17 protein-coding genes are annotated in these 22856 nt (G+C 67.4%); 7 read left to right on the top strand and 10 right to left on the bottom strand.

Translation table 11 applies throughout. The features are described from left to right. Window positions 1–108: 108 nt before the first annotated feature. The 3 genes from CEK29_RS22415 to CEK29_RS22405 are packed head-to-tail and all read left to right on the top strand — an operon-like array spanning window position 109 to window position 2980. Window positions 109–753: a shikimate kinase gene (locus CEK29_RS22415; protein ID WP_094798002.1), complete on the top strand. Its 645-nt coding sequence runs from the start codon at window positions 109–111 to the stop codon at window positions 751–753. Next, entirely contained in the window at window positions 750–1826 is a 1077-nt protein-coding gene (gene aroB, locus CEK29_RS22410) for a 3-dehydroquinate synthase (RefSeq protein ID WP_094859384.1), read from the top strand. Before CEK29_RS22415 ends, aroB begins: the two co-directional genes overlap by 4 nt. Next, window positions 1823–2980, top strand: coding sequence for a deoxyguanosinetriphosphate triphosphohydrolase (locus tag CEK29_RS22405; RefSeq protein WP_094798000.1), 1158 nt, complete (start codon window positions 1823–1825; stop codon window positions 2978–2980). Before aroB ends, CEK29_RS22405 begins: the two co-directional genes overlap by 4 nt. A gap of 231 nt (window positions 2981–3211) precedes the next feature. On the opposite strand, the gene CEK29_RS22400 is transcribed toward CEK29_RS22405, so the two are convergent. From CEK29_RS22400 to uvrA, 3 genes are all read right to left on the bottom strand, one after another. Continuing rightward, window positions 3212–4288 (bottom strand): helix-turn-helix transcriptional regulator, encoded by a 1077-nt coding sequence (locus CEK29_RS22400; protein ID WP_094859383.1) that lies wholly within the window; start codon window positions 4286–4288, stop codon window positions 3212–3214. A gap of 140 nt (window positions 4289–4428) precedes the next feature. Then, entirely contained in the window at window positions 4429–5088 is a 660-nt protein-coding gene (locus CEK29_RS22395; protein ID WP_094859382.1) for a glutathione S-transferase family protein, read from the bottom strand. A gap of 71 nt (window positions 5089–5159) precedes the next feature. Next, on the bottom strand, window positions 5160–8018 hold the full coding sequence (gene uvrA / locus CEK29_RS22390) for an excinuclease ABC subunit UvrA (RefSeq protein WP_094797997.1): 2859 nt from the start codon (window positions 8016–8018) through the stop codon (window positions 5160–5162). A gap of 316 nt (window positions 8019–8334) precedes the next feature. Between uvrA and CEK29_RS22385 the strand changes: the two genes are divergently transcribed. The 4 genes from CEK29_RS22385 (at window position 8335) to CEK29_RS22370 (ending at window position 13625) form a co-directional block, all read left to right on the top strand. Continuing rightward, the gene (locus CEK29_RS22385; protein ID WP_094859381.1) at window positions 8335–9519 is read left to right on the top strand and encodes an MFS transporter; all 1185 of its coding nucleotides are present in this window, start codon (window positions 8335–8337) and stop codon (window positions 9517–9519) included. 249 nt (window positions 9520–9768) lie between these two features. Continuing rightward, the gene (gene ssb / locus CEK29_RS22380; RefSeq protein WP_094797995.1) at window positions 9769–10281 is read left to right on the top strand and encodes a single-stranded DNA-binding protein; all 513 of its coding nucleotides are present in this window, start codon (window positions 9769–9771) and stop codon (window positions 10279–10281) included. Between the two features lie 533 nt (window positions 10282–10814). Then, a complete protein-coding gene (locus CEK29_RS22375; protein WP_094797994.1) occupies window positions 10815–11918 on the top strand; it encodes an MraY family glycosyltransferase in 1104 nt (367 codons plus the stop codon). A gap of 222 nt (window positions 11919–12140) precedes the next feature. Next, entirely contained in the window at window positions 12141–13625 is a 1485-nt protein-coding gene (locus tag CEK29_RS22370) for a TolC family outer membrane protein (protein WP_170948353.1), read from the top strand. Between the two features lie 21 nt (window positions 13626–13646). Here CEK29_RS22370 and CEK29_RS22365 read toward each other — a convergent pair whose 3' ends face one another. From CEK29_RS22365 to CEK29_RS22335, 7 genes are read right to left on the bottom strand one after another with little or no spacing between them, the layout of a single operon-like run. Further along, window positions 13647–14810 (bottom strand): hypothetical protein, encoded by a 1164-nt coding sequence (locus CEK29_RS22365; protein ID WP_094797992.1) that lies wholly within the window; start codon window positions 14808–14810, stop codon window positions 13647–13649. 48 nt (window positions 14811–14858) lie between these two features. Further along, on the bottom strand, window positions 14859–15728 hold the full coding sequence (locus tag CEK29_RS22360; protein WP_094797991.1) for a cell division protein ZapB: 870 nt from the start codon (window positions 15726–15728) through the stop codon (window positions 14859–14861). 49 nt (window positions 15729–15777) lie between these two features. After that, window positions 15778–17760: a glycosyltransferase gene (locus tag CEK29_RS22355; protein WP_176456953.1), complete on the bottom strand. Its 1983-nt coding sequence runs from the start codon at window positions 17758–17760 to the stop codon at window positions 15778–15780. An 8-nt stretch (window positions 17761–17768) separates the two neighbouring features. Then, on the bottom strand, window positions 17769–18692 hold the full coding sequence (locus CEK29_RS22350; protein WP_094859379.1) for a class I SAM-dependent methyltransferase: 924 nt from the start codon (window positions 18690–18692) through the stop codon (window positions 17769–17771). Between the two features lie 15 nt (window positions 18693–18707). Further along, on the bottom strand, window positions 18708–20036 hold the full coding sequence (locus CEK29_RS22345) for an ABC transporter ATP-binding protein (protein WP_094797988.1): 1329 nt from the start codon (window positions 20034–20036) through the stop codon (window positions 18708–18710). Further along, complete coding sequence (locus CEK29_RS22340) at window positions 20026–20859, bottom strand: ABC transporter permease (protein ID WP_432759214.1); 834 nt, start codon at window positions 20857–20859, stop codon at window positions 20026–20028. The genes CEK29_RS22345 and CEK29_RS22340 overlap by 11 nt, the downstream gene beginning before the upstream one ends. A 40-nt stretch (window positions 20860–20899) precedes the next feature. Then, window positions 20900–22852, bottom strand: a complete 1953-nt coding sequence (locus tag CEK29_RS22335; RefSeq protein WP_094859378.1) for an acyltransferase family protein — start codon at window positions 22850–22852, stop codon at window positions 20900–20902. Window positions 22853–22856 lie beyond the last annotated feature (4 nt).

Genomic DNA, 22856 nt, shown 5'->3' with positions numbered 1-22856 from the left:
CGATTTTACGGTGATCTCCGGTCAGTCCTGGCGCGGGCTGTCCGGTTTCTGTAACAAAATAAATCGGTGTGGTAAGCGGGCAACTGGCGGCGATGGGATAATGCCGTCATGAATCTCTCCGCCAACGCCTGCGCCGGGCCCGATCCCGAGCCGCTGCCCGACGATTGCCCGGAAGCGGCGCCGAGTGCGTGCCCGCCCGAGTGCGTCGAGCCCACGCTGCGCCTGCCGCACGATCTGCCTATCTTCCTGGTGGGAATGATGGGTGCGGGCAAAACCACCATAGGCCGCGGCCTCGCACGCGCGCTGGGACGTGAATTCGTCGATCTGGACCATGAACTGGAAGCGCGCTGTGGTGTGCGCGTGCCGGTGATTTTCGAGATCGAAGGCGAAACAGGCTTCCGGCGGCGCGAGGCTGCTGCTCTGCAAGAGTGTACCCAACGGCGCGGGATTATTCTCGCCACCGGCGGCGGCGCCGTGCTGGCCGACGACAATCGCGCCGCGCTGAAGGCCCGTGGCATCGTGCTCTATCTGCGCGCGAGCGTCGATGAGCTGTATCGCCGCACCTGCCGCGATCGCAATCGCCCCTTGCTCGCCACCGCCGATCCGCGCGGCACGCTGCGCGACCTGATGGTCAAGCGCGAGCCGCTGTATGTCGAAGTCGCGGACATCGTCATCGAGACGGGTTCGGCCCCGATCGCGACGCTGGTCAAATCCATCCTGCCCAAGTTGCAGGCGTACGAGAAGCAAAAATGAACGTAGTAGACGTCGATACCCCGGGCGGCCAGTATCCGATCCGCATCGCGCCGGGCCGCCTGGACCGCCTCGATGAGGCCATTCCGTCCGATGCCACCACCATTGCCATCGTCACCAACCCCACCGTGGGGGCGCTGTACGGCGCACGCGCCGAAGCCGCGCTCGCGCGCACCGGCCGCAAGGTGCTGCGCATCGAGTTGCCCGACGGCGAGGCCCACAAAGACTGGCAGACGCTCAATCTGATCTTCGACGCGATGCTCGAGCATCGCCTGGACCGCCGCGCCGTGCTGGTGGCGCTGGGCGGCGGCGTGATCGGCGACATGACGGGCTTCGCGGCCGCGGTGTACATGCGCGGCGTGCGCTTCGTGCAGGTGCCCACCACCTTGCTCGCGCAGGTGGATTCGTCGGTCGGTGGCAAGACGGCGGTGAATCATCCGCTGGGCAAGAACATGATCGGCGCGTTCTACCAGCCGGTGGCGGTGGAGATCGACACCGATGTGCTGGCCACGCTGCCCGCGCGCGAGGTGTCCGCCGGCCTGGCCGAGGTCATCAAGTACGGTCTGATCCTCGATGCGCCGTTCTGGGCGTGGTGCGAGCAGAATGCGGCCGCGCTGCGAGCGCTCGAGCCCGCGGCGATCGCGCATGCGATCCGGCGCTCGTGCGAACTCAAGGCGCAGGTCGTGGGCAAGGACGAGCGCGAGTCGGGCCTGCGTGCCATTCTGAACCTGGGTCACACCTTCGGTCATGCGATCGAATCCGGTCTGGGGTATGGTGAGTGGCTGCACGGTGAAGCCGTCGGTTGCGGCATGGTGCAGGCGGCCGAGCTGTCGGCCGAGGTCTGCGGTTTTCCGGCGGCCGATGTGGCGCGCGTGCGTGCCCTGGTGCAGGCGATCGGTTGCCCGGTGGTGGCGCCCGACCTGGGCCTGGAGCGCTGGATCGCCTTCATGCAGGTCGACAAGAAAACCGAAGGCGGTGAAATCAAATTCGTGTTGCTGCCGCGTATCGGCGAGGCCGTCACCCGCGGCGCGCCGGCCAACGCGGTGGCAGCGGTACTGGAACGTACGATTCGATGAGCGAGGGCGGGACGGTGGTGAGTGCGATGAATGATCTGGCTTCTTATGCATCCGACCCCGCCCGCAGCCGTGGCCGCCGGCACCCCGAGCCGGCGCCCGAAAACCGCAGCGAATTCCAGCGCGATCGCGATCGCATCGTGCACGCCAGCGCCTTTCGCCGGCTCGAGTACAAGACGCAGGTCTTCGTCAATCACGAGGGCGATCTGTTCCGCACGCGTCTCACGCACAGCCTCGAGGTGGCGCAGATCGCCCGCACACTGGCGCGCAGCCTGCGCCTGTCCGAAGACCTGACCGAAGCCATCGCGCTGGCGCACGATCTGGGCCATACGCCGTTCGGCCACGCCGGCCAGGACGAACTCAATGCCTGCATGCGCGAGCTCGTGCCCGAGGCCGGCGGCTTCGAGCACAACCTGCAAAGCCTGCGCGTGGTCGACGAGCTCGAAGAGCGCTACGCCGAGTTCAATGGCCTGAACCTCTGCTTCGAGACGCGCGAGGGCATTCTCAAACACTGTTCGGTTGCGCATGCGCGCCAGTTAGGCGACGTGGGGGCGCGTTTTCTCGATCGCACCCAGCCCTCGCTCGAAGCGCAGCTGGCCAACCTGGCCGACGAGATCGCGTACAACAATCACGACATCGACGATGGGCTACGATCGGGCCTGATCACGGTCGAGCAACTGCTCGAGGTCGGCATCTTCGCGCGGCATTACGAAGCCGTGCTGGCGCAGTATCCGCGCCTGCCCACGCGGCGTGCCACCGCCGAGACCATCCGCCGCATGATCAACACGCTGATCATCGACCTGACGGCGCATTCGCTGGCTCGCATCCACCAGGCGGGCCCCGCCACCGCCGATGAGGCGCGCATGGCCGGTCCGCTGGCCGGCTTCTCGGCCGAGGTGCGGCGCGAGGCCGATCAGCTCAAGAAATTCCTGTTCGACAATCTGTACCGCCACTATCAGGTCATGCGCATGACCCGCAAGGCGCGCCGCATCGTGCGCGAGCTGTTCGAGGTGTTTCTGGGGGATCCGCGCCTGCTGCCGCCGGACTACCGGCGCGAGACCGAGGTCGCGCAGGCGCGCGCCATTGCCGACTACATCGCCGGCATGACGGATCGCTACGCGATCCGCGAGCATCGCCGTCTCTTCGACATGGCGTGAGCCCGCGGGCCGCGGGCTTGGGAGCACCCCGGGGACTACCCTAGGTCGGGCCGATTTTCACCCAAAGGGGTGATGCGCATGGCCCTGGCCGCCCCTAGCATCGTGGGTGCACATTCGCCGTGCTTAACCGCCCATTGTGATGCGGCACTCGGGGCTCCCGTCGCATCAGAATCGGCGGTTCTTTTTTTGCGCAGCGCCGCCGGCGTGCTCGCTTTTCTCCGCGTGAGGCGATCAGTGCGGCGTGGGGCTCTGCAACACGCTCATCATGCGCAACAGGCCGCCCTGGCGCTGCGCGCCGGTCTTCTGCAGGATGGCCTTGCTCTGCGTACGCGCGGTTTCGAGCGCGATGCCCAGCTGCTGCGATGCCTGCGGCAGCGTCGCGCCATGCACCAGACAATCCAGCAGGCGGCATTCGGCCGCGCTCAGACGAAACAGCTCGCGCAACACGCCGTGCGGCACGGGCCGCGGTGTGAGGTGAGCGTGCACGAGTATCAGGGCGAGCGGCTCGTCGCGTCCGGCGGCTTCGCGGCATGATGGAGGCGCCGGCAGCGAGACCAGCAGGGTGCCGTCGGGCAGGCGGTGCGCGTCGGCGAGCGCGTGCGGCGCGGGCGCGGTGGCGCGCACGAGCAGGCGGCGCCAAGCGGGCAGGTTCACCATCTGCGGGCCGGCACGGCGGAACCACTCTTCTCCGGATTCGTTGGCGAGCAGCACACGCCCGCCCGGCGAACACAGCAACAAGGGCGTACCGAACATGTCGAGCGCCGCGCGGCCGAGCCGGGCGCGCTGCTCCAGCTCGCCTAGTTGCACGCGCAACTTCAGGGCGCGCTGGAAGTGCGGCAACATGCGCAACAGCGTCTGTTCGTGCTCGGGTTCGAAGAAGCCGTCGTCGGGACCGCGCTGGAACGACATGCTCCACTCCGTGTCGTCGGTGTGCAGCGTGCGCGTGACCATCAGCGAGCCGATGCCGTGGCGACGCAGGAAATCCTGATAAAAGGGCGAGCGGCGCATGGCGGCGAGGCCGATGTCGCGCTGATCGAGCAGGCAGTTGCCGCTGGGCAGCCGATCGACGCTCGGCAGGACCTCGTCGATGCGGTGATAGTGGGCTTCGTACTCGGCCAGCAGCTCTTCCTGCAGACCGGTCGTTTCGATCACCCGGACCTGGTCCGTGGCGCGGTTGCGGGCAAGCAGCGCGCAACGGTCGGTGTCGACCGCGCGTGCCGCCATGCGTAGCGCGCGTTGCCATTGCTGCGTATCGGCCACGCCCTCGTAGAGGGCGCTGGCGATGCGGAGTTCACAGGTGGCGTCCATAGGGGAAGCGAGGTGAGGGAAGCCGGGCGGGGGGGGCGCCCTACCGCGAATTTACCCCAAGTCACTTGCACGACCCTGGCGACCCCCTAGTCCAGTTATAACGACCAGCGAGTCGGTATTAAAGCCGCCGCCTGCGGGTGTCAGCGCTGCGTGCGATAGGGCTCGTCCGCCGCCACGAAGGTCTGTTCGGCAAGCGCCGCTTCGGTCCATTCGCGCATGGCGGGCAGCGCCAGCACGGCGTCCATGTAGTCGCGCGCCGCGCCCTCGGCGGGCACGCCGTAGGTGGTGAAGCGCGACACGACGGGGGCGTAGAAAGCATCGGCGATGCTGAACCGGCCAAACAGGAAATCGCCGCCCGCGCCGAACTCCGCGCGCGTGGCCTGCCAGATGTCCTGCACCCGCGCGATGTCTTTGGCGGCCGCGCTGACGTCGACGTGCGGCAGATGCGCTTCGATATTCATCGGCATCACGGAGCGCAGCTGCGTGAAGCCGCTGTGCATCTGCGCCGACACCGAACGTGCGCGGGCGCGTGCGCGCGCCTCCGCCGGCCATAGACCGAGATCGGGATGGCGTTCGGCGGCGTATTCGCAGATCGCGAGGGAATCCCACACCGCGAAGTCGCCGTCGAGCAGCACCGGCACGAGGCCGGCGGGCGTGACGCGGCCGAGCTGCTCGGTGAAGGCCTCGGTGAAGAGACCGAGCTTGCGTTCTTCGAAGGGCACGCCCCCCGCGCGCAGGGCCAGCCAGGCGCGCAGGGACCAGGAGGAGTAATTCTTGTTGCCGATGAACAGGGTGACCATGGACTTGCCGTCTGGGAAGTGCGCGGAGAGCGCGGGCGGGCCGGTACGCACCGGCCCGATCGACGGAAAGTCTACTTGGTTTTTTTGCGGCCCAGCACGCGTGCCAGATAGTGGCCGGTGTGGCTGTCGGGGCTGTCCGCCACGTCTTCGGGCGTGCCCTGCGCGACCACCCGGCCGCCGCCGTCGCCACCCTCCGGGCCCATGTCCACGAGCCAATCGGCCGTCTTGATGACGTCGAGGTTGTGCTCGATGATGAGGACCGTATTGCCGCTCTCGACCAGTTGGTTGAGCACTTCGAGCAGCAGCTCGATGTCGCGGAAATGCAGGCCGGTGGTGGGCTCGTCGAGAATGTAGAGCGTGCGGCCGGTGCTGCGCCGCGACAGTTCGAGCGAGAGCTTCACGCGCTGCGCTTCCCCGCCCGACAGCGTGGTGGCGCTCTGGCCCAGACGGATGTACGACAGGCCCACGTCGATCAGGGTCTGCAGCTTGCGCGCGATTGCCGGCACCGATTCGAAGTATTCGAGTGCCTGCTCCACCGTGAGGTCGAGCACTTCGCTGATGTTGCGTCCGCGATAGCGGATCTCGAGCGTTTCGCGGTTGTAGCGCTTGCCGTGACAGACGTCGCAGGGCACGTACATGTCGGGCAGAAAGTGCATCTCGACCTTGACCACGCCGTCGCCCTGGCAGGCCTCGCAGCGGCCGCCCTTGACGTTGAAGCTGAAGCGGCCGGGATCGTAGCCGCGCGTGCGGGCTTCGGGCACGCCGGCGAAGAGTTCGCGGATCGGCGTGAACAGGCCGGTGTAGGTGGCGGGGTTGCTGCGCGGCGTGCGGCCGATCGGGCTTTGGTCGACGCTGATGATCTTGTCGAAATGCTCCAGGCCCGTGATGGCCGCGTGCGGCGCGGGCTCGCCCTGGGCGTGGTTGAGCTGGCGCGCCACTTCGACGGCCAGCGTGTCGTTGACCAGGGTGGACTTGCCCGAACCAGACACGCCCGTCACGCAGACGAGTCGGCCCGCCGGAATGCTGAGATCGACGGACTTGAGATTGTTGCCGGTGGCGCCGCTGAGCGTGAGCCAGGGCAGCTCGCCGTCGACCGGGCGGCGCTTGGGCACCGCGATGGCGCGCGCGCCGCTCAGGTATTGACCCGTGAGCGATTGCGGATCGCGCTGGACCGCGTCGGGCGTGCCCTGCGCGACCACCTGGCCCCCGTGTTCGCCGGCGCCCGGGCCCATGTCGACGACCCAGTCGGACGCGCGGATCATGTCTTCATCGTGTTCGACCACGATCACGCTGTTGCCCAGATCGCGCAGGTGCTGCAACGTGCCGATGAGGCGGTCGTTGTCGCGCTGGTGCAGACCGATGGACGGCTCGTCGAGCACATACATCACACCGGTGAGGCCCGACCCGATCTGGCTGGCCAGCCGGATGCGCTGCGCCTCGCCGCCGGAAATCGTGTCGGCGCTGCGGTCGAGCGAGAGATAGTTCAGGCCGACGTTGTTCAGAAAGCTCAGCCGCGCCTCGATCTCGCGCACGATGCGTTGCGCGATCTCCTGCTTGGCGCCGGTGAGCGTCAGTGCCTGGAACCAGCCCAGGCAGGTCGAGAGCGGCATCGCCTCGACCTCGTAGATCGCGCGGCCGCGCTCCTGGCCTTCGCGCGCTTCGTCGCCGATCAGCACGTGGCGCGCTTCCGGGCGCAGGCGCGAACCGCCGCAGTCGGGGCAGGTCTTGATGTTGCGGTACTTGCCGAGCTCTTCGCGCACTGTCGTGGAGTCGGTCTCGCGCCAGCGCCGTTCGAGGTTGGGGATGACGCCTTCGAAGGGGTGGCGCTTGACGCTGCTGCGCCCCTTTTCGTTGAGGTAGAAGAACGAGATCTCTTCTTCGCCCGAGCCGTTGAGCACCTTGTCGCGCACATCGGCCGAGAGCTCTTCGAAGGGCGTTTCGATATCGAATTCGTAGTGCGTGGCGAGGCTGGTGAGGAGCGAATGCGTGAAGGCATTGCGCTTGTCCCAGCCGCGGATGGCGCCGGCGGCGAGGCTGAGCTCGGGGAAGGCCACGACCCGCTTGGGGTCGAAGAAACCCACCTGACCGATGCCGTCGCACGACGGGCACGCGCCCATGGGATTGTTGAAGCTGAACAGACGCGGCTCGAGCTCGGGCAGGCTGTGGCTGCACACCGGGCAGGCATAGCGGCTGGAGAAAACCTGCTCGCGGCCGCTGTCGAGATCGAGCGCGAGCGCCCGGCCGTCGGCCAGACCCAGTGCCGTCTCGAAGCTCTCGGCCAGCCGCTGCTTGCTCTCGGCACGCACGCGCAGGCGGTCGATCACCACGTCGATGTCGTGCTTCTCGGTTTTCTTCAGGGGCTCCATCTGGTCGATCTCGACCAGCTTGCCGTCGACGCGCAGCCGCACATAGCCCTGCGCCTGCAGGCTGGCGCATTCGTCTTCGAAGCTGCCCTTGCGGGCGCGCGCGATCGGCGCCAGCACCGCAAGACGGGCCTCTTCGGGCCAGCCCAGCACGGCGTCGACCATCTGGCTCACGCTCTGGGCCTGCAGCGGCAGGCCGTGGTCGGGACAATAGGGTGTGCCCACGCGTGCGTAGAGCAGGCGCAGGTAGTCGTGGATCTCGGTGATGGTGCCGACCGTGGAGCGCGGATTGTGGCCCGCGGCCTTTTGTTCGATCGAGATCGCCGGGGACAGGCCCTCGATCAGGTCGACGTCGGGCTTGTCCATCAGCTGGAGAAACTGGCGCGCGTAGGCGGACAGGCTTTCGACGTAGCGCCGCTGCCCCTCGGCATAGAGGGTGTCGAACGCGAGCGACGACTTGCCCGATCCGGACAGACCCGTGACCACCACCAGGCGGTGGCGAGGCAGGTCCAGCGAGACATTCTTGAGATTGTGGGTGCGGGCACCCCTGATGCGTATCTCGTCCATGTAGCCCTTTGCGCGAGTGGCCCGGGCCGTTTCCGGCCCGCGGCTTCGGTGTTGCGCGGCGCATTGAGCCTGCCCGATACCGGTGAGGCGGGATTCCGGCGAGGTCGCAGCGACCCGCGGTGATCCGACCCGGTTTAAGCAGTTTCAAAGGCCAACTTGGTACTATAGCGCGCCGAACCTGACGGCGTATGCAGTCGTGCCCACGCCGACCGAACGGCGAGGGGCTTGCCGCGCCGGTGCGCCGACGCGGTTCGGAATCGAGGCGTCGGGCCTGCCCGGCCGTCCTCCCCCGTCTTATTCACCCAGCCCACTCTTCATGGCCGCGCATCCCAAGCTGAAACTGACCCCCTCCGAACGCCGCGCCAGCGTCGCGCTCGCGGGGCTGTTCGCCTGTCGCATGCTGGGCCTGTTCCTGCTGCTGCCGGTGTTCGCCGTCGCGGCGCAGGGCCTGCCGGGCGGCGACGATCCGGTCCGGGTCGGGCTGGCGCTGGGCATGTACGGCCTGACGCAGGCCGTGATGCAGATCCCGTTCGGACTGGCCTCCGACCGCTGGGGCCGCCGGCCCGTGGTGCTGGCCGGCCTGCTGCTGTTCGTGGCGGGCAGCGTCGTGTGCGCGCTGGCCGACGACGTCTTCTGGATCACCGTGGGCCGGGCCATCCAGGGCTCGGGCGCCATTTCCGCCGCCGTGACCGCCTGGCTGGCCGACGCGACCCGCGACGAGGTGCGCACGCGCGCCATGGCCATGGTGGGCGGGTCGATCGGGCTGTCGTTCGCGCTGTCGCTGGTGCTGGCGCCGGTGCTGGTGGGCGCCTGGGGCCTGCCCGGTCTCTTCTGGACCATCGCCTCGCTGGGGCTGGTGTGCCTGGCGGTGGCCCGCTGGGCGGTGCCGGTCGTGCCGCGCACCCAGGCGCGCGCCATGAACGCGCGGCCGCGCCAGGTCTTGCTGCATGGCGACCTGCTGCGCCTGAATTTCGGGGTGTTCGTGCTGCATCTGATCCAGGTGGCGCTTTTCGTGGTCGTGCCCACGCTGTTGCTGCGCCTGGGCGGCCTGAACCCGGCCGAGCTCTGGCATGTCTACCTGCCCGTCATCCTCGCGTCGTTCGTGCTGATGGTGCCCATGGTGTTCGTGGCCGAAAAGCGCCGCGCCCATCGCGGCGCCCTGCGCGCGTCGGTGGTCCTGCTGATCGTGGTGTGTGGCCTGCTGCCGCTCGCGGCGGGAGCCGGCTTCTATCCGCTGGTGCTGGCGCTGATCGGCTTCTTCGTGGCGTTCAACGTGCTGGAAGCCCTGCAGCCGTCGCTGGTGTCGCGCGTGGCGCCGCAGTCGTACAAGGGCCTGGCCCTGGGCTTTTACAACACGGCGCAGGCGGCCGGCCTGTTCACGGGCGGGGCGCTGGGCGGCTGGATCGCGGCGCACGGCGGGGCCAACGGGGTGTTCCTGCTGGCCGCGGCCCTGTCCCTGGCCTGGCTGGCCGTGACCTGGGCGCTCAAGCCGCTGCCCTGAGGCGGCGGGGGTATCCGGCCCGGCCGTGCCGGTGTTACCCCGAGTGACATCGACGTCCCGCCGGGCACTTTGCGGGGCCGGGTCTAATCGTCGATAATGACGGCCATTCAATGCCTCATCCTCACGCCGGTTTCGCTCGGAACCGGCGTGTTCGTTGAGGCCAGTCTTAAACAGCATTTTGCGTTGTACGCTGCCCGGTGCGCTTCCGCGGGGGCGCGGGCAGTAAACAACCATTGAGGGGCTTCGGTCATGGCATCGGTCAATAAAGTAATCATCGTCGGCAACCTGGGGCGCGATCCCGAGGTGCGCTACAGCCCGGATGGCGCCGCCATCTGCAACGTCTCGATCGCCACCACCAGCCAGTGGAAAGACAAGGCGAGCGGCGAGCGCCGCGAAGAGACCGAATGGCACCGCGTCGTGATGTACAACCGCCTGGCCGAAATCGCCGGCGAGTACCTCAAGAAGGGCCGCTCGGTCTACATCGAGGGCCGCCTGAAGACCCGCAAGTGGCAAGACAAGGACACCGGCGCCGACCGCTACAGCACCGAAATCGTTGCCGACCAGATGCAGATGCTGGGTGGCCGCGAAGGCGGCGGTGAGGGCGGCTACGGTGGCGGCGGTGGCGGCTACGACGAGGCCCCGCAGCGCCAGCAGCGCGCCCCGGCGCCCCAGCGCCCGGCGCAGCAACAGCAGCCGCGCCAGGCCCCCGCGCAGTCCGGTGGCGCCAACCTGGCCGACATGGACGACGACATTCCGTTCTGATCGCCAGCGCGCCTTCCCGCGCAAGAGCCCGCTTCCAGTTTGGAGCGGGCTTTTTCTTTGGTTTTGTTCAAGGCCAAGGCGCTGACTTGGGTGCGTGGAGCTCATGCTCATGAGGGTCGGTTGTTGAGCTGCGCCGGTGCGTAAGGGGTGCCCATGGTTGCCGCGCCCGCACGCCGGTCCTCCGGGGCGGTCGGTCCGATAGTGCGCGAGGGCTCCTGACGACGAACGGTGTCCGCCGCCACGCGCCGCTGCCCCCACCGTTGGCGGGAAGGCCGCCCGTGCGGGCAACGCGGCCGGTGGCACGCATCCCATGGGGGCGGCAGAGATGAAATTCAGGGAAATGTTTGCCGGGGGCGGGCGGTGGGCATGCCGCGGTGGCTTAGAATTGCGCCGGAGGCTGACCGCGGCGAGGGGTGGCGCGGCAAAGTTGCCAGGGACTTCGGGCGTCCCGTGAAGCGAGCGGTCACACTGCTGCGCCTGGGTAAGGCGCGTACGCAGCTTACAATTTTAAAATCTAACTTGGTTCGTTTCTCATGCTGTATGTCCTTGTGGCATTCCTGGTCTCCCTGATCTCGACCCTGCTGATCGTGCGGTATCGCTCCTGGCACGGCGGCCTGACGGCCGATCACGACCTCGACGGCATTCAAAAATTCCACTGCCGGCCCGTCCCGCGTATCGGCGGGCTGTCGCTCATCATTGCGATGCTGGTGGGCTGTGCGCTGGTGGCGTTCCGCGAGCCGGACATCCTGCCGAGCGTCGTGCTGCTGCTGGCCTGTGCCGCGCCCGTGTTCATGGGCGGCTTCCTCGAAGACCTGACCAAGCAGGTCCGGGTGCTGGTGCGTCTGGGGCTGGCGATGCTGTCGGGCGTGATGGCCTATTACCTGCTCGATGGCGCCGTCACCCGGCTCGATATCATCGGCGTGGACTGGCTGCTCACCTTCGCTCCGATCTCGCTGCTCGTGACGGCGTTCGCCATCGGTGGCGCGGCCAACGCGATCAACATCATCGACGGCTTCAACGGTCTGGCGGCGGTCGTGTCGGCGATGATTCTGGCCGGGCTGGCCTATGTCTCGTTCTATATCGGCGACCGCTTCCTGCTGGTGGTGGCCCTGACCACGCTGGGCGCCGTGCTCGGATTCCTGGTGTGGAACTATCCGCGCGGCCACGTGTTTCTGGGCGACGGCGGCGCGTACTTCCTGGGCTTCGTGATCGGCGAGCTGTCGGTGCTCATGCTGGCACGGCACCCGCAGATCTCTGCGTGGTTCCCGCTGCTGCTGTGCATCTATCCGGTGTTCGAAACCTTGTTTTCGATTTACCGGAAGCGATTCCTGCGGGGGCGCTCGCCCGGCGCGCCCGACGGCGTGCATCTGCACATGCTGATCTACAAGCGGGTGGTGCGCTGGGCCGTGGGCTCGCGCGAGGCGCGCCACATGACCCAGCGCAACTCGCTCACGTCGCCGTACCTGTGGGTGCTGTCGTCGCTGGCGGGCATTCCGGCGGTGCTGTTCTGGCAGTCGCCGGTGATCCTGATGCTCTGTACCTTCGCGTTCGCCGCGACGTACATCGTGCTGTATCGCCGCCTGGTGTTGTTCCGCATGCCCAAGTGGATGATCGTCAAGAAGAAGCGCCGGCACTGATTCCCCCGCGGGGGGCCCGGCCACGCGGCCGGGAATCGGGGGCCGGCGTGGTACTATTTTCCTCCGCATGTGGGCGCTTTGCCGCCCGTGCCGCCGCGGTGCTGAACGTTTCACGCATCCGCTCTTCTCTTCCCTATGCGATTTCCGTTTTCTCTGCCGCCGACGCCGGCGCGTTGCGAAGTTGCGACCCCGCGACTCCGACATGCGCGCTGGCGGGGTACCTTGCTGTGCGCCATCGCGTGCCTGTCGAGTCCGTTCGCGCACGGGCAGGATGAGGTGTCGTGGAATCCCGCTGCCGCCCGGCCCGCGGGCTATGCCGTCGGCGAGGTCGTGGATGTCACGAGCCTGTCCACGGTGTGGCGCGATGCACAGAGCTACGACCCGGTGCTGCGCGCGGCCGCCAGTGCGCGCAACGCCGGCGAGACCGAACGGAACCTGGGCCGCGCCCGCCTGTTTCCGCAGGTGCAGGGCGGCTATGTGAAGAGCCAGGTGACCGGCCGCGCGAGCCAGCCCAATTTCCTGGGCCAGCGCGTGGGCTTCGACCTCGACTACGACAGCACCAGCGCGTATCTGCAGTTGCAGCAGCCGCTGCTCGACTACGGTCTGTATTCCAATTACCGGCGTGGCGGCGCCCTGGCCGATCAGGCGCAGCAGCAGTTCGCCGTGCAGCAGCAGCAGGCCGCGACCCGCTGGGCCCAGAGCTATTTCAATCTGGTGCTGGCCTACGAAAACCTCGAACTGCAGTACGGCCGCGTGCGTTCATTTGAAACGCAGGTGCGCACGCAGCTCGCGCTGGCGGAGCATAACGAGGGCTCGGCGCGCGATGCGCAGGAGACCGAGGCGCGCCTGGCCGTGGCACGGGCCGACGCGATTTCCGCCTACGACCAGCTCGAGATCGCGATCCGTTCGCTGGCCGCCGTGACCGGCGTACGCCCCGACTTTATTTCGGTGTGGGGCGCGAACTCGCAGCAGCCTCAACCGATGCCCGAGGATCTGCAGGTCTGGCAGGAGCGTGCGCGTGCCAACAACGCCGAGGTGCGCGCCGCGCGCGAAGCCGTGGCGGTGGCCGACGCCGAGCTGTCGGTGGCGCAGAGCCGCTTCCTGCCCACGGTCAATCTGGTCGCCGCGCTGGCCAAGGCCGACAGCGAAAACCTGTCGACGCTGAGCCAGAAGAGCAACACCTTCACCATCGGGGTGCAGGTCAATATTCCGATCTTCACGGGCGGCTACAACTCGGCCAACAAGGCGCGGGCGGTGGCGATCCAGCGGCAGCGGCAGGAAGAGCTCGATGCCGCGCTCGAGAAAACCGCCGCCGAAGTGACGCGTCAGTACACGGCCGTGCAGAGCGGCGTCGAACGCGTCGCCGCTCTGACCCGCGCGGTGGAGTCCAGCGAGCTCGCGCTGCAGGCCGTGCGCGAAGGCTTCCGCCTCGGCGTATCGAGCAACCTCGACGTGCTGCGCATGGAAGATCGCGCCGATCAGGCGCGCTACGCGCTGATCACGGGCCGGTTGCGCTATCTGATGGGGCAGGCCGCGCTCTACGCCGCCGCGGGCGACCTGAGCTCGTTCCAGTTCGACGATATCGATGCCCGCTATCTGGGGCGTGTCGTGTCGGTGCGCGTCAGTGCGCCCGGGGGCGTCGCCGTGTCGGCGCCGCCCGTGCTGCTGGCGGAATGGCCGGAGGGGGCGCATCGGCTGTCTCGCTGATGCGCCGGGTCTCGCAGTCTTTTACAGCCGGCGCTTGAGCCGCGCGCGCAGCGTGGCCGGCAGCGCCTGGTTCAGCCACAGCACCAGACGCGGGTGGCGCTTGATCCGATTGGCGACCTTCCCCAGCAGCGTGGGCTGACGCTCGACGGTCTGGGGCGCGGCCGACTGGTTGCGCTCGATCCACTGTTTGAAGCCGGTTTCGCTGTACGGGCGCGGGAAGCGGGCGATCAGGTCGGCGTCGGCGCGATACGTGAAGCGCCAGTCGCGTTCGATCTTGGTGCCGTCGGCGAGGAAGTCGTGCACGCCGGGGCGGCGGCCCAGACGCTCTTGCTCGTGGCGCTTCTGCTGCTCGATGTACCAGTCGCTCATTTCGTGCAGCAGGGTGTCGCGCGGGGCGTGCTTCTTGAGCATCAGCTCGTGCGTGCCGATGTCGAAACCCGAGAAGTGGAAGAAGCGCAGGCGCTCGGTGCCATTGACCATGATGTTGCCCTGCGCGTCCTTGCTGAGCTGGCGATAGTACAGGTTCCAGGTCGCCATGTTGTAGCCCGGGTGGCGCAACACGTGCAGGGTCGGGAAGAAGCAGGGCGCCAGATCGATCCAGCGCTGGTCGGTGAACAGGCCCTTGTTGGCGTCGTCGTAGCACCAGTGCAGGCAACGCTCGGCCCACCAGTCGAGGAACGATACGCCTTCGCCGTGATTCGCGAGCGCCAGAAAGCCCAGGTTGAACACGCCGTGGCGCAGGCAACCGAGCATTTCGCCGTCGAACAGATCGTCGTCGTCCTGGGCCGGAACGCTCACGTGCGGCGTGAGGATCACCGGATGCTGCGCCAGCGTTTCGTAGATCTCGTCCAGCGGCGAGTACGCCACCGTGTCGGGATCCATGTACAGCACCGTATCGGCGTTGTAGCGCGCGAAGATCTTCTTGAACGCCCAGGGCTTGACCGCCGTGCACAGCTCGACCACGGTGTGCTTGAAGATCCATGCCTCGAGCGAGGGCACGGGCAGGTCGAGCTGGTCGATCGTCAATACATCGTCGAAGGCGGAATAATCGATGTCGTCGCGCTTCGCGTCGGAGAGCATGCAGGTGACATGCGCTTCGCTGCCATAAACGCGTCGCAGCGATTCCGCGAGCGTGATGGCTTTGGGGATGTAGGCGTTATTGATGGACGTGAAGAAGTATTTCATTTTTCGCTTTTCAGAAAACGTGTCTAACCGGCGAGCGTGTCGCGGGAATCACGGCCAGCGGCCGAAAATCTTGTTGCGGATGGCGCGAGCCAGTTTGCCTACCCCGAATTTATCCAGAAGCTGAATGATCCGGCGCCGTGTCGTCATTTTCCAGTGCGCTACCGGGCTTTGGCGCAGCAGTTCGAGCTCATGCCGCAGTGCGTGGACTTCCGCCTGCAGCTTGATGTTTTGTTCTTTGAGCACGACCGGGTCGGTGGTGCTCCATTGCGAAGACATTTCCTTCAAGTGGGTTTGATAGTAGATGTCTTCTTCGGACAGCTTATCGGTATTGGCGTACCAGGGCAGATGCCGCGCGGTCATGGGCGCGGCGGTGCGGATGGAGCGCCACCAGCGCTTGTCCTTGGGGGCGATGCCCGGCCGGTAATAGGCGAACGTGGTATCGACCGCGGCCTCGAACAAGGTGCCTTCTTCGAGCGGATGCTCCCAGAACGGGGCTTCCCATTCGAGCACCTTGCGCTTGAGCGAATAATGATCGGGCAGATCATCGATGCGCAGCGATAAACCCACTTTGGTGAAGTTGGGATAACGCGCCAGAATCCCGGCGAGTTTTTCCACGACGTCGGGCGGGCAATCCTGGTCCGGCAGAATATCGCAATCGCTCAGCACGAAATTCTGCGTCTTGATGATGTGATCGAATTTGCCGCTGTCCCACAGCACCAGGTGACCGTAATTGCGGTCCATGCGATGCACGTGATGCGTACAGGTTTCGAGATACGCGACCAACGGCGGGTAGGTCGACGCATTATCGATGATGTGAATATTGGTATAGCCGGCGCGTTCCAACCATGCCACGACCTGAAGCAGGGCTTCGAGCCGGTTGAATGCAATCAGGAATACGGGTGTTTGAAAATAGTTCATGGAGGAGCGGTTATCGAGCCAGGCGCCCCGGGCGCCGGGCTCATTGTACTTATCGTGCGGACAGGTCGGCGACGCCGCCGACCTCCATGCGGGCGAGGGCGGTCAGGCCGCCGAACACGCGTTCCATCTGGTGTTCGAGCGAACTCTCCACGCTGGCCTGATGCGCGGCGTCGAAGTCGTCCTGAGTGAGCCCCGCGTCGACCAGGGGTGCGAGGACGGCGCCACGCACCCAGAACATCGTGCCGCCGAAAAACAGAATCTCCTGGGAAATGCCGAGTCGGGCGCACAGGGCCAGGTAGGCGCTGGCGTCGGCATCGGGGGCGCGGCAGATGAAGCGCGCGGCGCCCACCATGCCCAGCTGCGGATCGGCCTCGAAGGCGTCGTAGATGGCTTGCACGCGGGCCGTGCTGCCGCTGATCGGCGCCACCAGCTTGCGGCGCCAGTCGTCGCCGTCCTGGATATCCTTGCCGAACAGGCCGCGCACGGCGTTCATGTAGCTGGGCTGATTGCGGCTCTTCTTGCCGTGCAGTTTGAGCACCAGCTCATACTCATGCAGCCGATGGCGCTGGAGCGCATCGATGAACGGGCCGATGTCCTTGCCCACGTTCGGGCACTGCCACACCTGCGCGCCGGGGAAGCGGGCGTGCGTGGCGTCGCGCAACGCCTGGGCGTCCTGATTGGTGGTGATGAAGAGGTCGAACGGGCCGGGCAGATGCGCCACCGCGTCGAGCATTTCGTCGAGCAGGTCGGTGTAGTGCAGATGAATGTGCACGGCCACGCGCGGCGCGGCCGGCGTGGCGGCGGGGCGATCCAGCGCCAGCTTGCGATAACGCGGTGCGGGCGGGCCGGCCACGACCGGCACGTTGGCCGCGGTGGCGGACGTGGGCGCCGGCACGGGCGCGGGCACGGGCGCGGGCTGTGCCGGCGGGGCCGCGCGATGGTGCCGGTCTTTCCACCAGCGCAGGGGCTTGGTGAGCGTCATGCCCAGGCGATAGCTGCGCGAGTTGCGGATGGCTTCGAGTTCGAACTGGGTCTGCGCCAGCGCGTTCTGCGTCTGTGCCACCACCACCTGCGTCTGCGCGAGGGTGGTGCGAGTTTCGCCGAGCTCGGTCAGCGTCTGGCCGAGCCGCGCGTGCGCCTCGTCATGGGCGTCGCGCGTGGCGGACCAGCCCGCATGGGCCTCCTGCAGCTTCGCATCCCAGAACGTATCGCGCTCGCGGGCCACCACGTGGCACTGCTGCTGGCGCACCAGCTTGTAGTGCCGGCGCAGACCGGCGAGCGCGGGGCCCGGCACGGCGTAGCGTTTGGCGAGCGCGCGGTAGAGCACGTGGTTGGCTTCGATCGCGGAGCGCGGCAGGCCGCCGAGAATCGTGTTCGCGCCGTGAATCCGGTAATCCCACAGCGTCAGGTCGTCGCGCCACACGAACCGGTCGGGCGCGTGCAGATAGGCTCGGATGGCCCAGTCCCAGTCCATGTTGTAGCGCAGCGGCCGGATCGGTCCGATGGCGTCCAGCAGGGCGCGGCTGAAGAAGAAGTTGGAGGTCGAGACCGTGAAGTTGCGCTCGAGCAGCGCTTCCCAGGTGCCGCGCTGGCTGGCGGCCTGGCGCATGCGGCGATATTCGTCGAGCCAGGGCGCGTCCGGGATCGGCTGCGAGGCCTGGTCGATCAGTTGCAGGCCGGTCGCGATGAAGTCGTAGCCCTCGCCCGCCAGCGCCACCAGTTGGCTCAGGCGTCCGGGATGAAAGCGATCATCGGAGTTCAGGATGGCGATGTAGTCGCCGCGGCTGGCGCGCAGGCCGGCGTTGATCGCCGCATGCGCGCCCTGGTTCGTTTGCGCGAAGGCGCGCACGCGGGCGTCGTTGGCGCTTGCGCGCTCGATGCGCGCCCAGGATTCGTCGCGCGAGCCATCGTCGACGATGATCAGCTCCAGCGCGACGTTCGTCTGCGTCAGCACGCTGTCGATCGCCTCCTGCAGGAAGCGGTCGTGGTTGTACGAGGGAATGATGACGCTGACGAGCGGAGAGGCCGGCATGGGTTCGTTCATGAGCGCGCGCGCAGTAGAGACAACAGGCGGCGCAGCGGAGAGGTGATGCGCCAGAAGGTCGATTGTTCGATGGCACGGCGGGCGGCCAGCGCGTCGTCGCGCTGCGCCTCGGCGTCTGCCAGGGCCTGCCGCAGCTGCGCGGTGGCCGCGTCGTCGCGTGCGGCCAGCGGCTGCGCCAGCCAGTGCTGCTGCGCCTCGCGGCGCGGGTTCAGCACGTCGGAGGCCGGCTCGGCCGGTCGCGCGGGGCGGGCCGTGACGAGGATCTGGAACGCACGTCCGGCGGGATTCTGCGCCAGCCACTCGCGCACGGCCTCAGGCAGGCGCGCCCAGTATTCGGCGAACTCGGGATGCCACGGGCCGGTGTCGACGGAATCGAACGACTCGACGACGAAGCCCGCGTCGGCGAGTGCCTGACCCAGCGTGTGCGCGGTGAAGAAGTGAATATGGGTGCGGTCCAGCAGGCCCGTGTCGCGGTAGGCGAAGTCATCGCACAGCAGGCTCGCGATGACGCCGGCGTGGCTGATGTTGGGCACCGAGATCACGAGCTGGCCGTCGGGTTCGAGCAGCGGCAGGATGCGTGTCAGACACTGGCGCGGATCGCGCAGGTGCTCGAGCACGTCGGCGGCAAGCACCGTGTCGAAGCGCCGGCCGGCCAGCGGGGCCGACCAGTCGGGCAGGTCCAGGTTGGCCTGCAGCACCTCGGCGCAGTGCTCGCGCGCCAGCGCGCCGGCGGCGGCGTCGTACTCGACGCCGGTGACTTCACAGCCGTAGTGACGGCTCAGCACGGCGGACATGGCGCCGGCCGCGCAACCGAGCTCGAGTATGCGCTGTCCCGCGGCGGCCAGACGGCACACGCGCGCCGCCGTGCCGTCGCCGCTCGGGTCGAAATCGTAGTGATAGCGGAGCGCGTCGGTGCTCATGGCGTGGTCCTGTGATCAGGCCTTGTCATCGGCGGAGGGTTCCAGGCTGATGTCGAGCATCGGGACGCCGACCAGACCGTTGGCCAATCCGCTGTGATGCGAGCGGAACAGCACCGCATCGTGGATCCAGTGGTGCTGGCGATGCTCGGCCTGCGTACCGTCGGCCACCGCCACGGCGATCGAATAATCGCCGACCGGCAGCAGCGGCATGGGAAAGCGGAAGCGGGCGTTGAACACCGCGCCGCTTTCGACCGGCTGCGGATCGTCGGCGTAGGTGAGATACGTGTTGTCGCCGAATAGCGTCTGGCCCAGGCGGTCTTTGACATAGAAGCCGGCGATGGGTCGTTCGAGATACTGATTGGCGCGCACGCGCAGATGCAGCGTGACGGCCTCGCCGCCCACCACCCACGCCAGCGGCTCGCCCGCATCGTTGGACAGGAACACGTTTTCGACGGTCGCGCCGCCTTCGCCGAAGCTCGCTTGCGCGGGATCGAAGCGGAACACTTCGAGGTCGTTGCGCAGATTGCTGGCGTTGATGAAATCGCGGCGCTGGTCGACCCACTCGACTTCGGTCGCGGGCGTCGCGGCCTCGCGCACCACCTTGCGGTTGTTGCTTTCGAACAGCGAGGCCAGATAGGACTCGCACACGGCCTTGGCCTCGCCCTGTTCGACGACCTGGCCTTCGCGCAGCCAGATCGCGCGCTGACAGAGGTTGGTGACGGCCGCGCTGTCGTGGCTCACGAACAGCACGGTGCCGGTCTCGCGGAAGCGGCGCAGGAAGCGCATGCACTTTTGCGTGAACAGCGCGTCGCCCACGGCCAGGGCTTCGTCGATGATCAGGATGTCGGCATCGACGTGCGCGATGACGGCAAAGGCCAGCCGCACGTACATGCCCGAGGAATAGGTCTTGACCGGTTGGTCGACGAAATCGCCGATCTCGGCGAAGTCGAAGATGTCCTGCAGCCGGGCGTCGATCTGCTGCCGGCTCAGGCCCAGGATCGCGGCGTTCAGGTAGACGTTTTCGCGCCCGGTGAATTCCGGATTGAAGCCCGCGCCCAGCTCGAGCAGGGCGGCGACGCGGCCATGCACGCTGATTTGGCCCAGCGTGGGGGTCAGGGTGCCGCAGATCAATTGCAGCAGCGTGGATTTGCCGGAGCCGTTGCGGCCGATGATGCCGACGGTTTCGCCGCGCTTGACGTCGAAACTCACGCCCGACAGCGCGTGAAACTCCCGGAACATTTTCTTCTTCGGGAACAGGCGCTGCAGCAGGCGATCCTGCGGACGGCGGTACAGGCGGAACGTCTTGCTGACGTCGGCCACGGAGATGGCGATGTCAGAGCACATCAGCGAATCCTTTTTTCATCACTCGGAAAGCACGGTAGCCGACGACCGCCACCACGCACGCCACGAGGCTGTACACCCCCAGCGCCGCGAAGTCGGGCCGGCCGCCGTGCAGCACGACCTGGCGCGATTGTTCGATGATCAGCGTGAGCGGGTTGAAGGCGAAGATGGTCTGGAAGCTGTCCGGCAGCGCGGACGCCGGATAGAACACCGGCGAGAGAAACATCAGGATCGTGGTGAACAGCCCGGTGATCTGGCTGACGTCGCGCAGATAGACGCCCAGGCCGGCCAATGCCCACGCCACGCCGGCGAGCAGCACGAAGTACGGCAGCAGAATCACCGGCAGCCACAGCACGGTGAGGTGCAGCGAGTGGTGCACGATGGCATAAAAGGCGAGCAGCACGGTCAGGCTGATCAGGAAATGAAACAGCGCCGACAGCAGACCCACCGCGGGCAGGGTCTCGAGCGGGAACACCACGCGCTTCACGTAGCTGACGTTGCCGACGATCTGGCCGGGCGAGCGGTTGAGGCACTCGGCGGCCAGGCCGTGAATGATCAGCCCGACGAACAGCTGCAGGGCGTAGTCGATGGGGCTTTGCGTGTCCTGCGACCAGCGCGCCCGGAAGATGCCGCTGAACACCACGGTATAGACCGACAGCATCAGAATCGGCGTGACCAAAGACCAGACCAATCCGCCCGCGGAGCCTCGGTAGCGTCCCAGCACATCGCGCCAGGTCAGGGTCATAAGCAGACGGCGATGCTGCCAGAGCGTGAAGCGGCTGGCTGGCGTTGCGGGGGCTGGCGTCATAGATGTGCGTCGGGTCAAGCGATCGGGAAAGGCGCTATTGTAGTGCCGCGTGTGACCGTCATTTCCCGGGCACACCGTCACGCTGTAACAGAGGCAACAGGCGTTGCGCGAGGGTGGTCGCGCCGCTCAGCGACAGGTGGCCGCCATCGACGTAGGCCAGCCCTTCCGGGGTGGCGTCCCGGCGCGCCAGGCAGGCCCGGTCCTGGCACAGCAGCGGATACAGCGAGATGTAGTCCACGCCGGCCTGGGCCAGGCCCTGTTGCAGCGTTTGATCCAGCGCGCGGCTGGAGCGCAGCTGGCCGTAGGCCATTTGCGCCGGGGCGAGCGCGCCGTCGTAGCCGCGGGCGTAGTTCAGCAGGTTTTGTTGCAAAGACGAGCGCCAGACCGGCACCGGCCCGAGCACGACCACCCGGGATCCGGGGGCGGCGCGGCGGATCCGCTCCACCGTGTCGACCAGGGCCCGTTGCAGCGCCTCGGGCGAGAGCTTGTAGCCTTCCCAGAACGCGTGCAGCAGAATCAGGTCGGGCGGCTGCGCCGATACCTGCTGCAGGATGCGCGTGTTGATGTTGTCCAGCGGACGCTGGAGATTGTTGCGCAGGTCGGTGCCGAACAGCGGCGCGGTGGCGTCGGTCGTGGCCTGCTGCATCGACCAGCCCGGCAGGGTGGCCATGCCGGCAAAGAGCGCGGCCGCATGGGAGTCGCCCCACAGCAGGGCGCTCGGGTGGCCGGCCGGGAAACAGGTGGCGGGGTCGCCCAGGTTGCCGCGGTAGATCATGTTGTGACAAATCCCGTCGCGCAGGCCCGCGTGCCAGGCCGGGGTCAGCAGCGGCGCGCTGGCCAGGGTCCGGACGCTGTCAGGCAGGCGCTGCGCCAGCCCCTGCTGACTCCAGATCCAGACGCCCGCGCCCGCCGTCGCCACCATCGCCGCCGCGAGCAGGCCCGTGGTGCGGCGCCTGGGATTGCGGGCGTGCCGGATGGGCTGCTCGATATAACGATAGGTGAGCCAGGCAAGCAGCACGCTCGCCGCGATCGCGCCGGCCGTGGCCAGCGCCAGCGCCGGTCCGGCCAGGTCGGTATAGCGCACCCGCAAAAACGACAGCATGGGCCAGTGCCACAAATAGAGCGGGTAGCTGATCCGGCCCAGCCAGACCACGGCCGGACGCGACAGCAGCCGGCGGTTGACCCAGGCGCGGGGTCCGGCCGCGATCAGCAGCAGGGCACCGGCCACCGGCAGCAGCGCCGCCGGCATGGGAAAGAGCCGGTCGGGCCGGGCGACGATCAGCGTCACGGCCAGCAGGACGACCCCGATCCACGACAGCAGGTCGGCCCGCCGGGACGGGCCCGGGGTCTGGCCGTCGCGGCCCAGGCTCCAGACGGCCAGCAGGCCGCCGGCGCCCAGCTCCCAGAAGCGGGACCACGGGGCGTAGAACCCGGCCGTCGGATCCTTCACGCTGAGCCAGCCGGAGGCGATCAGGCTGGCCAGCGTCACCCCGCCCAGCACCCACAGCAGGACGCCGCGGCGGCGCGGGGGCAGCCAGAGTAAAAACGGCCACAACAGGTAAAACTGTTCCTCGATCCCCAGCGACCACAGATGCAGCAGCGGCTTGGCCTCGGCCACGCCCGCGAAGTAGTTCACGTCCTGCCAGAGCACCAGGTTGGCGACGAAGGCCGCGCCCGCGGCGGTGTGCCGGCCCAGCTGGGCGTAGTCGGCCGGCAGCAAAAACAGCGCGCCCAGCGCCAGGCTGGCCGCGCTCACCACGACCAGGGCCGGGAACAGGCGGCGGATGCGTCGGGCATAGAACGTGCTGAGCGCACCGCGCCTTTCGCCCGCGACCGCGGACTCCGACAACAGGATGCGCGTGATCAGAAAGCCCGAGATCACAAAAAAGGCGTCGACGCCCGCGAAGCCGCCCCGGAGCCAATCGGGGGCGGCGTGGTAGAGGACGACAACAGTCACGGCAAAGGCGCGTAGCCCGTCGATGTCGGGCCGGTAGCCGGTAGGTCTAGTCATAAAA

The sequence above is a fragment of the Bordetella genomosp. 5 genome (assembly GCF_002261475.1).
Taxonomy (GTDB): domain Bacteria; phylum Pseudomonadota; class Gammaproteobacteria; order Burkholderiales; family Burkholderiaceae_B; genus Bordetella.
Note: the sequence above shows the minus strand (reverse complement) of the source record. Positions and strands in the feature narration are given on the sequence as shown.